Below are 12364 nucleotides of genomic sequence, written 5' to 3' on the forward strand. Positions count from 1 at the left end.
GGGCCGTGTGCTGCCAGGACCCGGAGGCGTGCCCGCACCGCCCGCCCGCCCGGGTTCGCGTTCCCGCTCCTGTCGGCGGCCCGCCCCGGTCCACCGGTCCGTGGGCCGGACCCGGGCGCCGGGGCGCCGATCTCCGCCGGTATCGTCGGTTCCGTCGTCGCGCCCCGCCCGTGCGCCCGTCGCCCTCACCGGCCCGCGACGCCCCGTACGCCCTTGAACACCCCGTACCACCGAACACCCCTCGTACCACCGACCTCCGTGGAGACCGCGATGCCCGGCTCGCCCGCCACCCGCCGCACCGTGCTGAAGGGCGCCGCGCTCGCCGGCGCCGCCGGGCTGGGAGCGGCCGCCTGCTCGACCGACTCCAAGCTCGGGCACGCCGAGGACCCGACCCCGACCGCACAGGTGGACCTCGGCGCGGCCGATGCCGTCCCGGTCGGCGGATCGAAGCTCTACAGCGAGCAGCGCCTCGTGGTGGCCTGCCCGTCGAAGGGGCAGTACAAGGCGTTCAGCGCGCAGTGCACCCACGCGGGCTGCCTCCTGTACAAGGTCGAGGACAACGAGGGCCACTGCCCCTGCCACGGCAGCGTCTTCGACACCACGACCGGCGCGGTCGTCCACGGCCCGGCCACCGTGCCGCTGCCCGCCGTCCCGGTCAGCGCGCGAGACGGCCGGCTCACCGCCGGGCCCGGCGCCTGACCCTGCCGGGCGCGGCCCTGCCCGCCGCCCCCCCGTCAGGGCGGCGCGGGCCGGACGGCAACCTCGCTGTCACCGGCCGGAAGTAGGGTGTGAGACATGGCAGACCCCTCCAGCTACCGCCCCAAGCCGGGACAGATCCCCGACTCCCCGGGGGTCTACAAGTTCCGCGACGAGCACCGCCGGGTGATTTACGTCGGCAAGGCGAAGAACCTCCGTCAGCGCCTCGCCAACTACTTCCAGGACCTGGCCGGTCTCCACCCGCGCACCCGCACCATGGTGACCACGGCCGCCTCCGTGGAGTGGACGGTCGTCTCCACCGAGGTCGAGGCCTTGCAGCTGGAGTACTCCTGGATCAAGGAGTACGACCCCCGGTTCAACGTCAAGTACCGCGACGACAAGAGCTACCCGTACCTCGCGGTCACTTTGAACGAGGAGTTCCCCCGGGTCCAGGTGATGCGGGGGGCCAAGAAGAAGGGCGTGCGCTACTTCGGCCCGTACGGCCACGCCTGGGCGATCCGCGAGACCGTCGACCTGATGCTCCGCGTCTTCCCCGTGCGTACCTGCTCCGCGGGTGTCCTCAAGAACGCCGCCCGCACCGGCCGCCCGTGCCTGCTCGGCTACATCGGCAAGTGCTCCGCCCCCTGCGTCGGCCGCGTCAGCCCCGAGGAACACCGAGAACTCGCCGAGGAGTTCTGCGACTTCATGGCCGGCCGCACCGGCGCCTACATGCGCCGCCTGGAGAAGGAGATGACGCTCGCCGCGGAGGACATGGAGTACGAGCGCGCCGCCCGGCTCCGGGACGACATCGGGGCACTCCGGCGCGCGATGGAGAAGAGCGCGGTCGTGCTCGCCGACGCCACCGACGCGGACCTCATCGCGGTCGCCGAGGACGAGCTGGAGGCGGCCGTCCAGATCTTCCACGTGCGCGGCGGCCGGGTGCGCGGCCAGCGCGGCTGGGTCACCGACAAGGTCGAGGCGGTCGACACCTCCGGCCTGGTCGAGCACGCCCTCCAGCAGCTCTACGGGGAGGAGACCGGCGACTCCGTACCCAAGGAGGTCCTCGTCCCCGCGCTGCCCGAGGACCCCGACGCGGTCTCCGAGTGGCTCGCCCACCGCCGGGGCTCCCAGGTCAGCCTGCGCATCCCGCAGCGCGGCGACAAGAAGGACCTGATGGCCACGGTCCAGCGCAACGCCCAGCAGGCGCTCGGACTGCACAAGACCAAGCGCGCCTCCGACCTGACCACCCGCTCCCGGGCCCTGGAGGAGATCGCCGAGGCGCTCGGTCTCGACACCGCCCCGCTGCGCATCGAGTGCTACGACATCTCCCACCTCCAGGGCGACGACGTCGTCGCGTCGATGGTCGTCTTCGAGGACGGGCTCGCCCGCAAGAGCGAGTACCGCCGCTTCCAGATCAAGGGGTTCGAGGGCCAGGACGACGTCCGGTCGATGCACGAGGTGATCGGCCGCCGGTTCCGCCGCTACCTCCAGGAGAAGGAGCGCCTGGGGGAGTGGGAGGAACCCTCCCGGTCCGACCTCCCCGGGGCCGGCACCCTCGGCACCGACGTCCCCACAGCGGGTATCCCCGCCGCCGGCGTCTCCGGCACCGAGGCTTCCGGGGCCGACGCCTTCGGAGCGCTCACCCCCGGACCCGGCAGCCACGGCGCCGACGGGCCGCGTGAGGACGACACCCCCGGCGACACCGAGCCCCGCGAGGACGACGGCCGCCCCAAGCGGTTCGCCTACCCGCCGCAGCTCGTCGTGGTCGACGGCGGTCAGCCGCAGGTGGCCGCCGCGAAGCGCGCGCTGGACGAGCTGGGCATCGACGACATCGCCGTCTGCGGCCTCGCCAAGCGCCTCGAAGAGGTCTGGCTGCCCGACGACGACGATCCCGTGGTGCTACCCCGCTCCAGTGAGGGCCTCTACCTCCTCCAGCGCGTCCGTGACGAGGCCCACCGCTTCGCCATCACCTACCAGCGGGCCAAACGCGCCAAGCGGGTCCGCAGCAGCCCTCTCGACGGCGTTCCCGGCCTCGGCGAGAGCCGGAAACTCGCGCTGCTCAAGCATTTCGGCTCCGTCAAGAAGCTGCGGCAGGCGACAATCGACGAGATCTGCGAGGTCCAGGGGATAGGCCGCAGGACCGCGGAGTCGGTGGCCGCGGCCCTCGCCACGGCCGCGCCGGCCGCACCCGCCGTGAACACGGCCACAGGAGAGATCATCGACGAGGACGACGGGGGCACGCCATGACCGACCATGAGCACCGCCACGCAGAACCCACGCAACCGGACCCGGACCGAACAGACGGAGCAGACGTGAGCACGGGCACCACCAACGAGACGGGCGACGCCGTCCCGGCTGCCATCCCCGAACTGGTGATCATCTCCGGGATGTCCGGCGCCGGCCGGTCCACCGCCGCGAAGTGTCTGGAGGACCTCGGCTGGTTCGTCGTCGACAACCTCCCGCCCGCCCTGATCCCGACGATGGTCGAGCTCGGCGCCCGCTCCCAGGGCAACGTGGCCCGGATCGCCGTCGTCGTGGACGTACGCGGACGCCGCTTCTTCGACAACCTCCGCGAGTCGCTGGCGGACCTGGACACCAAGCACGTCACCCGCCGGATCGTCTTCCTGGAGTCTTCGGACGACGCACTGGTGCGGCGTTTCGAGTCGGTCCGCCGCCCCCACCCCCTCCAGGGCGACGGCCGGATCGTCGACGGCATCGCGGCCGAGCGCGACCTGCTGCGAGAACTGCGCGGCGACGCCGACCTCGTCATCGACACCTCCAGCCTCAACGTCCACGAGCTGCGCGCCAAGATGGACGCCCAGTTCGCCGGCGACCAGGAGCCGGAGCTGCGTGCCACGGTGATGTCGTTCGGCTACAAGTACGGTCTGCCGGTCGACGCCGACCTCGTGGTGGACTGCCGCTTCCTGCCGAACCCGCACTGGGTGCCCGAGCTGCGCCCCTTCACCGGCCTGAACGAGGAGGTGTCCGCGTACGTCTTCGACCAGCCGGGCGCCAAGGAGTTCCTCAACCAGTACACCGAACTGCTCCAGCTCGTCGCCGCCGGATACCGCCGCGAGGGCAAGCGCTACGTGACCATCGCGGTCGGCTGCACCGGCGGCAAGCACCGCTCCGTCGCGATGTCGGAGAAGCTCTCCGCCCGCCTCGCCGCCGAAGGGATCGAGACCGTCCTCGTCCACCGGGACATGGGGCGCGAGTGACCGGCGTCAACCTGCGACTGCGGAGACTGAGCAGGGCGGCCTCGCTCCGCTCGGGGCGCAGGCGCGGCGGCCCGCCGAAAGTCGTCGCCCTCGGCGGCGGCCACGGACTGTCCGCCTCGCTCGCCGCCCTGCGCCGCATCACCGGTGACCTGACCGCCGTCGTCACCGTCGCCGACGACGGCGGTTCCAGCGGCCGGCTCCGCGACGAGTTCGGGGTGCTCCCGCCCGGTGACCTCCGCAAGGCCCTCGCGGCCCTCTGCGGAGACGACGACTGGGGGCAGACCTGGGCCAGGGTCACCCAGCACCGCTTCGAGTCCCGGGGCGACCTGCACGGGCACGCGGTCGGCAACCTGCTGATCGTGGCGCTCTGGGAGCAGCTCGGCGACCACGTGCAGGCGCTCGACCTGGTCGGCACGCTGCTCGGCGCGCACGGCCGGGTGTTGCCCATGTCCGCCGTACCGCTGGAGCTCCAGGCGCAGGTCAGGGGGCACGAACCGGAGCGGCCCGAGGCGATCGTGACCGTACGCGGCCAGGCGACCGTGGCCCTCACCCCGGGCGAGGTGCAGTCCGTGCAGGTGGTCCCGCACGCCCCGCCCGCCGTTCCGGAGGCGGTCGAGGCCGTCCTCGACGCGGACTGGGTGGTGCTCGGTCCGGGCTCCTGGTTCTCCTCCGTCATCCCCCATCTGCTGGTACCGGATCTGCTCGACGCGCTGGTCGCGACGAAGGCCCGGAAGGTGCTTTCGCTGAACCTCGCGCCGCAACCCGGTGAAACAGATGGCTTCTCCCCGCAGCGTCATTTGGAGGTTTTGGGGCGACACGCCCCTAAACTCGCCTTGGACGTGGTGTTGGCCGATGAGGCCGCCGTGCCTGACCGCGAGTCCCTCGCCGATGCCGCGAAGCGGCTCGGTGCCGCGGTGGAGCTGGCGCCGGTGGCCTCGCCAGACGGCGTTCCGATTCATGATCCGGAGCTGCTGGCCGCCGCGTACGACCGTATTTTTCGGATGCATGGAAGGATCGGCCCATGGCGATGACGCCAGCGGTGAAGGACGAAATTTCTCGGCTTCCCGTCACCCGGACCTGCTGCCGGAAGGCGGAGGTCTCCGCGATCCTCCGGTTCGCGGGCGGGCTGCACCTGGTGAGCGGCCGGATCGTGATCGAGGCGGAGCTGGACACGGCGATGGCGGCCCGCCGGCTCAAGCGCGACATCCTGGAGATCTTCGGGCACGCCTCGGAACTGATCGTGATGGCCCCCGGCGGGCTGCGCCGCGGTTCCCGGTACGTCGTACGCGTGGTGGCGGGCGGCGACCAGCTGGCCCGCCAGACCGGCCTGGTGGACGGCCGGGGCCGTCCCATCCGCGGGCTGCCCCCGCAGGTGGTCTCGGGGGCCACCTGCGACGCCGAGGCGGCCTGGCGCGGGGCCTTCCTGGCGCACGGCTCGCTCACCGAGCCGGGCAGGTCCTCCTCGCTGGAGGTCACCTGCCCCGGTCCCGAGGCGGCGCTCGCGCTGGTCGGGGCCGCGCGCCGGCTCTCCATCGCCGCGAAGGCCCGCGAGGTCCGGGGCGTCGACCGCGTGGTGGTCCGCGACGGCGACGCGATCGGCGCCCTGCTGACCCGCCTCGGCGCCCACGAGTCCGTGCTGGCCTGGGAGGAGCGCCGGATGCGGCGCGAGGTGCGGGCCACCGCCAACCGGCTCGCCAACTTCGACGACGCCAACCTGCGCCGATCCGCCCGTGCCGCCGTGGCCGCCGGTGCCCGTGTGGGCCGCGCCCTGGAGATCCTGGGCGAGGAGGTTCCCGAGCACCTCGCCGCCGCCGGACGGCTGCGCATGGAGCACAAGCAGGCGTCGCTGGAGGAGCTGGGCGCGCTCGCCGATCCGCCGCTGACCAAGGACGCCGTCGCGGGGCGCATCCGCCGGCTGCTGGCGATGGCCGACAAGCGCGCACAGGACCTCGGCATCCCGGGTACCGAGTCCACCCTCAGCGAGGAGATGGCGGACGGCCTGGTCGGCTGAGGCCGGCCCGCCCCGGCCGCCCGTCGTATACGACCGCCGTCGGCGTTCCCTTCGCGGGGACGCCGGCGGCGGCTTTTTCGCCGGACGGAGAAGGCCCTCGCGGCGGAGTGCGGAGGCGTCGGCCGGGAGGCCGGACGACGGCCCGTGGTTCCGCCCGTCACCGCGCGGCGCCACCTGTCACGCCTCGATCGTCCGTGTGTGTACGGGCGTTGGGCACATGTCCGATCCTCGCAGGACAGAGGCCGTTTTCTGGCCCGATGGGTGACCGGCGGCCCCCCGGCGGGCCGGAGCCGCGTGTTCCTACTGGTCAGTAGGTCGCATCGGTGTGCGTACGAGGCCTCTCGATGTCACCCGCGGGCCACATGAGAGGTAGGGTCGGAGGCGGTCGGGGACATCCCATACAACTCGCCGGCGTCGAAACCCGGCGTACCTAACGAGGAGATCGGTTCGTGACGATCCGCGTAGGCATCAACGGCTTTGGCCGCATCGGTCGTAACTACTTCCGCGCGCTGCTGGAGCAGGGTGCGGACATCGAGATCGTGGCTGTCAACGACCTGGGTGACACTGCGACCACGGCTCACCTGCTGAAGTACGACACCATTCTGGGTCGTCTCAAGGCAGAGGTCAGCCACACCGCCGACACCATCACCGTCGACGGTCACACCATCAAGGTGCTCTCCGAGCGCAACCCGGCCGAGATCCCCTGGGGTCAGCTGGGTGTCGACGTCGTCATCGAGTCGACCGGCTTCTTCACCAAGAAGGCCGACGCCGAGAAGCACATCGCCGGTGGCGCCAAGAAGGTCCTCATCTCGGCTCCGGCCAAGGACGAGGACATCACCATCGTGATGGGCGTCAACCACGACAAGTACGACGCGGCCAACCACCACGTCATCTCCAACGCCTCCTGCACCACCAACTGTGTGGCGCCGATGGCCAAGGTTCTGGACGAGAACTTCGGCGTCGTCAAGGGTCTGATGACGACGGTCCACGCGTACACGAACGACCAGCGCATCCTGGACTACCCGCACTCGGACCTGCGTCGCGCCCGTGCCGCCGCCGAGAACATCATCCCGACCACGACGGGTGCCGCCAAGGCCACCGCCCTGGTCCTGCCGCAGCTCAAGGGCAAGCTCGACGGCATCGCCATGCGCGTGCCGGTCCCGACCGGTTCGGCCACCGACCTGGTCGTCGAGCTCGGCCGCGAGGTCACCAAGGACGAGGTCAACGCCGCGTTCAAGAAGGCCGCCGACGACGGCGACCTGAAGGGCTTCCTCACGTACACGGAGGACGCGATCGTCTCCTCCGACATCGTGGGCGACCCGTCCTCCTGCACCTTCGACTCCTCCCTGACGATGGTTCAGGAAGGCAAGACGGTGAAGATCCTCGGCTGGTACGACAACGAGTGGGGTTACTCCAACCGCCTCGTCGACCTGACCGTCTTCGTCGGCGGCCAGCTCTGATCCTCGGATCGGCAGGCATCTCGATGTAGTGAGGGGCTCGGACGGCGCGACGTAGCGCCGTCCGGGCCTCTCGCGTGCTCATCCGTCCTTTTCCAAGGAGTCCTGGAACAGATGAAGACGATCGACGAACTTCTCGCCGCAGGGGTCGAGGGCAAGCGGGTATTCGTCCGCGCCGACCTCAACGTGCCGCTCGACGGCACCACCATCACCGACGACGGCCGCATCCGCGCCGTCCAGCCGACCGTCGCCAAGCTCGCCGAGGCCGGCGCGCGAGTCATCGTCGCCTCGCACCTCGGCCGCCCGAAGGGCGCCCCGGACCCGGCGTTCTCGCTGGCTCCCGCCGCCGCCCGGCTCGGTGAACTGCTCGGTACCGAGGTCGCGTTCGCCACCGACACCGTCGGCGAGTCCGCCACGGCCACGGTCGCCGCCCTCACCGACGGCCAGGTCGCCGTCGTCGAGAACCTCCGCTTCAACGCCGGTGAGACGTCCAAGGACGACGCCGAGCGCGGCGCCTTCGCCGACCAGCTCGCCGCCCTCGCCGACGTGTACGTGGGCGACGGCTTCGGCGCGGTGCACCGCAAGCACGCCTCGGTCTTCGACCTCCCGGCCCGGCTGCCGCACTTCGCCGGTTTCCTCATCGCCACCGAGGTCGGCGTCCTCAAGAAGCTCACCAGCGACGTCAAGCGCCCCTACGCCGTCGTCCTCGGCGGGGCCAAGGTCTCCGACAAGCTCGGCGTCATCGACCACCTGCTGGAGAAGGCCGACCGCATCCTGATCGGCGGCGGCATGGCGTACACCTTCCTCAAGGCCCAGGGCCACGAGGTCGGCATCTCGCTGCTCCAGGAGGACCAGGTCCCCGCGGTGCGGGACTACCTCAAGCGCGCCACCGAGCGTGGCGTGGAGTTCGTGCTCCCCGTCGACGTCCTCGTCTCGTCCGAGTTCCCGGACCTGAAGACGAAGGCCCCGGCCAACCCCACCGTCGTCGCCGCCGACGCCATCCCCGCCGACCAGGAGGGCCTGGACATCGGCCCCGAGACGCGCAAGCTGTACGCGGCGAAGCTCGCCGACGCGGCCACCGTCTTCTGGAACGGCCCGATGGGCGTCTTCGAACACCCCGACTACGCCGAGGGCACCCGCGCACTCGCCCAGGCGCTCGTCGACTCCCCGGCCTTCAGCGTCGTCGGTGGTGGTGACTCCGCCGCGGCCGTCCGCATCCTGGGCTTCGACGAGAACGCCTTCGGCCACATCTCGACCGGTGGCGGCGCCAGCCTCGAATACCTTGAGGGCAAGAGCCTTCCCGGCCTCGCCGCATTGGAGAACTGAGCCAGATGAGCACCCGTACCCCGCTGATGGCGGGCAACTGGAAGATGAACCTCAACCACCTCGAGGCCATCGCCCACACCCAGAAGCTCGCCTTCGCACTGGCCGACAAGGACTACGACGCGGTCGAGGTCGCCGTCCTGCCGCCCTTCACCGACCTGCGCTCCGTGCAGACCCTGGTGGACGGCGACAAGCTGAAGATCAAGTACGGCGCCCAGGACATCTCGGCGCAGGACTCCGGTGCCTACACCGGCGAGATCTCCGGCTCGATGCTCGCCAAGCTGAAGTGCGCGTACGTGGCCGTCGGCCACAGCGAGCGCCGTCAGTACCACGGTGAGAACGACGAGATCTGCAACGCCAAGGTGAAGGCCGCCTACCGGCACGGGCTGACCCCGATCCTCTGCGTCGGCGAGGGCCTGGACATCCGCAAGGCCGGTGACCAGGTCTCCTACACCCTCGCGCAGCTCGACGGCGCGCTCAAGGACGTCCCGGCCGAGCAGGCCGAGTCGATCGTGATCGCGTACGAGCCGGTCTGGGCCATCGGGACCGGCGAGGTCGCCACCCCCGAGGACGCCCAGGAGGTCTGCGGAGCCATCCGCCGACGGCTCGCCGAGCTGTACTCGCAGGAGCTGGCCGACGCGGTCCGCATCCAGTACGGCGGTTCCGTGAAGTCCGGGAACGTCGCCGCGATCATGGCGCAGCCCGACGTCGACGGCGCCCTCGTCGGCGGTGCCGCGCTGGACGCCGACGAGTTCGTCAAGATCGTCCGCTTCCGCGACCAGTGAGTATGCGCTAGCGCCGATCCGTCGTACCCTTGCGGGGGCCGGGGTGGGTTCCACCCTCGGCCCCCGTTGTGCGTGAATGAATTTTCGTAGAAGCAGATTTCTTTAGAAGCAGTCCAGGATTTCCGGAAAGTAGGGACCAGCCGTGATTTTGGCGTTCGAGATCGCCCTGATCGTCTTCAGCCTGCTGCTGATGCTGCTGGTGCTGATGCACAAGGGCAAGGGCGGCGGCCTCTCCGACATGTTCGGTGGCGGTATGCAGTCCTCGGTCGGCGGCTCCTCGGTGGCCGAGCGCAACCTCGACCGCATCACCGTGGTCGTCGGCCTGTGCTGGTTCGCGAGCATCGTGGCGCTGGGCCTGCTCATCAAGCTGGACAACTGACGCATCGTCCGCGATTGCCGGTGACCGTGTAACTCCAATCACTGGACGCGCGTTGGGCCTTACGTAGACTGGGGCATCTTCGAGCACCATCACGCAGGGAGTTACGACCGTGGCAAGTGGCAACGCGATCCGGGGAAGCCGGGTCGGAGCGGGGCCGATGGGGGAGGCCGAGCGGGGCGAGTCCGCGCCGCGCCTCCGCATCTCCTTCTGGTGCTCGAACGGGCACGAGACGCAGCCGAGCTTCGCCCATGACGCGCAGGTACCGGAGACCTGGGACTGCCCCCGATGCGGCTTCCCGGCAGGTCAGGACAAGGACAGCCCGCCCGACCCGCCGCGCACGGAACCGTACAAGACGCATCTCGCGTACGTGCGCGAGCGGCGCAGTGACGCGGACGGCGAGGCCATTCTCGCCGAGGCGCTCGCCAAGCTCCGCGGCGAGATCTGAGAACACCCCGCCCGGCTCCCGCGAGAGCCGCCGCTTCTCCGCACCGCCCCGTTCACCGGCCGGACACCCCCTGGGTGCCGGCCGGACCGCTTTTCGCTGCCCGCGAAGCCCCGATGTCCGTAGGGGGCCATGCCCGCGCGGCACCCGCGACCAGGATCAATTAGGTTGGGGGTGCAGCGGGGAGCAGGTACGAGAAGAATGGGCTGATACCCGGGATGAACGCACAAAGCCGAACCAAGCTCAACCAGACGCCCGAGTGGGCGGCCCTCGGCAAGCACCGCGAGGAGCTGGGCGGCACCCACCTGCGGGAGCTGTTCGCCGAGAGCACGGACCGCGGCGCCGCCTACACCCTCCGGGTGGGCGACCTGCACATCGACTACTCCAAGCAGCTGGTGACCGACGAGACGCTGCGTCTGCTGCGTGACCTCGCCGCCGCCACAGGGGTGGCCGAGCTGCGGGACGCCATGTTCCGCGGCGAGCGCATCAACACCACCGAGGACCGCGCGGTCCTGCACACCGCGCTCCGCGCCCCGCGCGGTGCGGTGATCGAGGTCGACGGTGAGAACGTCGTGCCCGCCGTGCACGATGTCCTGGACAAGATGGCCGGCTTCGCCGACCGGGTCCGCTCGGGCGAGTGGACCGGCCACACCGGCCGACCCATCAAGAACATCGTCAACATCGGCATCGGCGGCTCCGACCTGGGCCCCGCCATGGCGTACGAGGTGCTGCGCTCCTTCACGGACCGCTCCCTCACCCTCCGCTTCGTCTCCAACGTCGACGGTGCCGACCTCCACGAGGCGGTCCGCGACCTGGACGCCGCCGAGACGCTCTTCATCATCGCCTCGAAGACGTTCACCACCATCGAGACGATCACCAACGCGACCTCCGCCCGCGACTGGCTCCTCACCGAGCTGAGGTCCGGTCAGGAAGCCGTCGCCAAGCACTTCGTGGCGCTGTCGACCAACGCCGAGAAGGTGTCGGACTTCGGCATCGACACGGCCAACATGTTCGAGTTCTGGGACTGGGTCGGCGGTCGCTACTCCTACGACTCCGCCATCGGCCTCTCGCTGATGATCGCCATCGGCCCGGACCGGTTCCGCGAGATGCTCGACGGGTTCCACCTCGTCGACGAGCACTTCCGCACCGCCCCCGCCGAGGAGAACGTCCCTCTGCTGCTGGGTCTGCTGGGCGTCTGGTACGGCCAGTTCTTCGACGCGCAGGCGCACGCGGTGCTGCCCTACAGCCACTATCTCTCCAAGTTCACCGCCTACTTGCAGCAGCTGGACATGGAGTCCAACGGCAAGTCCGTGGACCGGGACGGCAATCCCGTGGAGTGGCAGACCGGCCCGGTCGTCTGGGGCACCCCGGGCACCAACGGCCAGCACGCGTACTACCAGTTGATCCACCAGGGCACCAAGGTCATCCCGGCCGACTTCATCGGCTTCGCCGCCCCGGTCGGCGACCTGCTGCCCGGACTCATCGCGCAGCACGACCTGCTGATGGCCAACTTCTTCGCGCAGACCCAGGCCCTCGCCTTCGGCAAGACGCCCGAAGAGGTCCGCGCCGAGGGCGTGCCCGAGGAACTCGTCCCGCACAAGACGTTCCAGGGCAACCACCCCACCACGACGATCCTCGCCGAGAAGCTCACCCCCTCCGTCCTCGGCCAGCTCGTCGCGCTGTACGAGCACAAGGTGTTCGTCCAGGGCGCGATCTGGAACATCGACTCCTTCGACCAGTGGGGCGTCGAACTCGGCAAGGTCCTCGCCAAGAAGATCGAGCCGGTCCTCACCGAGGGCACCGGCGGCGAGCAGCTGGACAGCTCCACGGCCGCCCTCGTGGCCACCTACCGGTCGCTGCGCGGTCGCTGAGCCGGTGACCGAGGGGGAGTGGACGCCGCGCCTGAGACCTCCGGCGCACTCGCTCGACCGGCGCGCCGTCGGCTGGTGGCGCACCCAGTGGCTGCTGCTGACCGCGGCGCCACTGGCCGCGCTCGGCGTCCTCGCCACTCTCATCGCCCCGGCCCGGCCGTGGCTGCTGCTCTCCGCAGCGG

General features: G+C 70.5%; 11 protein-coding genes. All 11 read left to right on the forward strand.

Annotation, left to right across the window (positions count from 1 at the left end):
* Positions 1-270 precede the first annotated feature (270 nt).
* The 11 genes from ACFWEP_RS23170 to pgi all read left to right on the forward strand — a co-directional run bounded on the left by ACFWEP_RS23170 (position 271) and on the right by pgi (position 12182).
* Positions 271-699 carry a Rieske (2Fe-2S) protein gene (locus tag ACFWEP_RS23170; protein ID WP_387372455.1) on the forward strand — a complete coding sequence of 143 codons (429 nt, stop codon included), beginning with the start codon at positions 271-273 and terminating at the stop codon, positions 697-699.
* A 96-nt stretch (positions 700-795) separates the two neighbouring features.
* Positions 796-2943 carry an excinuclease ABC subunit UvrC gene (gene uvrC / locus ACFWEP_RS23175; protein ID WP_387372438.1) on the forward strand — a complete coding sequence of 716 codons (2148 nt, stop codon included), beginning with the start codon at positions 796-798 and terminating at the stop codon, positions 2941-2943.
* Positions 2940-3914 (forward strand): RNase adapter RapZ, encoded by a 975-nt coding sequence (rapZ, locus tag ACFWEP_RS23180; protein WP_387372441.1) that lies wholly within the window; start codon positions 2940-2942, stop codon positions 3912-3914. Before uvrC ends, rapZ begins: the two co-directional genes overlap by 4 nt.
* Positions 3911-4945, forward strand: a complete 1035-nt coding sequence (gene yvcK, locus ACFWEP_RS23185; RefSeq protein WP_387372443.1) for a uridine diphosphate-N-acetylglucosamine-binding protein YvcK — start codon at positions 3911-3913, stop codon at positions 4943-4945. The genes rapZ and yvcK overlap by 4 nt, the downstream gene beginning before the upstream one ends.
* Positions 4936-5925, forward strand: a complete 990-nt coding sequence (gene whiA / locus ACFWEP_RS23190; protein ID WP_266703180.1) for a DNA-binding protein WhiA — start codon at positions 4936-4938, stop codon at positions 5923-5925. Before yvcK ends, whiA begins: the two co-directional genes overlap by 10 nt.
* Positions 5926-6374: 449 nt before the next feature.
* Entirely contained in the window at positions 6375-7385 is a 1011-nt protein-coding gene (gene gap / locus ACFWEP_RS23195; RefSeq protein WP_387372445.1) for a type I glyceraldehyde-3-phosphate dehydrogenase, read from the forward strand.
* Between the two features lie 111 nt (positions 7386-7496).
* Complete coding sequence (locus ACFWEP_RS23200) at positions 7497-8708, forward strand: phosphoglycerate kinase (protein ID WP_387372446.1); 1212 nt, start codon at positions 7497-7499, stop codon at positions 8706-8708.
* A 5-nt stretch (positions 8709-8713) separates the two neighbouring features.
* Entirely contained in the window at positions 8714-9490 is a 777-nt protein-coding gene (gene tpiA / locus ACFWEP_RS23205) for a triose-phosphate isomerase (RefSeq protein WP_387372448.1), read from the forward strand.
* 142 nt (positions 9491-9632) lie between these two features.
* Entirely contained in the window at positions 9633-9869 is a 237-nt protein-coding gene (gene secG, locus ACFWEP_RS23210; RefSeq protein WP_387372451.1) for a preprotein translocase subunit SecG, read from the forward strand.
* Positions 9870-9978: 109 nt separating this feature from the next.
* Positions 9979-10314, forward strand: coding sequence for an RNA polymerase-binding protein RbpA (locus ACFWEP_RS23215; protein ID WP_266703170.1), 336 nt, complete (start codon positions 9979-9981; stop codon positions 10312-10314).
* Between the two features lie 215 nt (positions 10315-10529).
* On the forward strand, positions 10530-12182 hold the full coding sequence (gene pgi, locus ACFWEP_RS23220) for a glucose-6-phosphate isomerase (protein WP_387372453.1): 1653 nt from the start codon (positions 10530-10532) through the stop codon (positions 12180-12182).
* Positions 12183-12364: the final 182 nt, after the last annotated feature.

Origin of the sequence: Streptomyces sp. NPDC060198 (genome assembly GCF_042728415.1) — a bacterium.
In the GTDB taxonomy this organism is placed as follows: domain Bacteria; phylum Actinomycetota; class Actinomycetes; order Streptomycetales; family Streptomycetaceae; genus Streptomyces.

Bases quoted from the DNA above. Each gene is read 5' to 3' on its own strand.
- ACFWEP_RS23170 (WP_387372455.1), top strand. From the start codon at position 271: ATGCCCGGCTCGCCCGCCACCCGCCGCACCGTGCTGAAGGGCGCCGCG.
- uvrC (WP_387372438.1), top strand. From the start codon at position 796: ATGGCAGACCCCTCCAGCTACCGCCCCAAGCCGGGACAGATCCCCGAC.
- rapZ (WP_387372441.1), top strand. From the start codon at position 2,940: ATGACCGACCATGAGCACCGCCACGCAGAACCCACGCAACCGGACCCG.
- whiA (WP_266703180.1), top strand. From the start codon at position 4,936: ATGGCGATGACGCCAGCGGTGAAGGACGAAATTTCTCGGCTTCCCGTC.
- ACFWEP_RS23200 (WP_387372446.1), top strand. From the start codon at position 7,497: ATGAAGACGATCGACGAACTTCTCGCCGCAGGGGTCGAGGGCAAGCGG.
- tpiA (WP_387372448.1), top strand. From the start codon at position 8,714: ATGAGCACCCGTACCCCGCTGATGGCGGGCAACTGGAAGATGAACCTC.
- pgi (WP_387372453.1), top strand. From the start codon at position 10,530: ATGAACGCACAAAGCCGAACCAAGCTCAACCAGACGCCCGAGTGGGCG.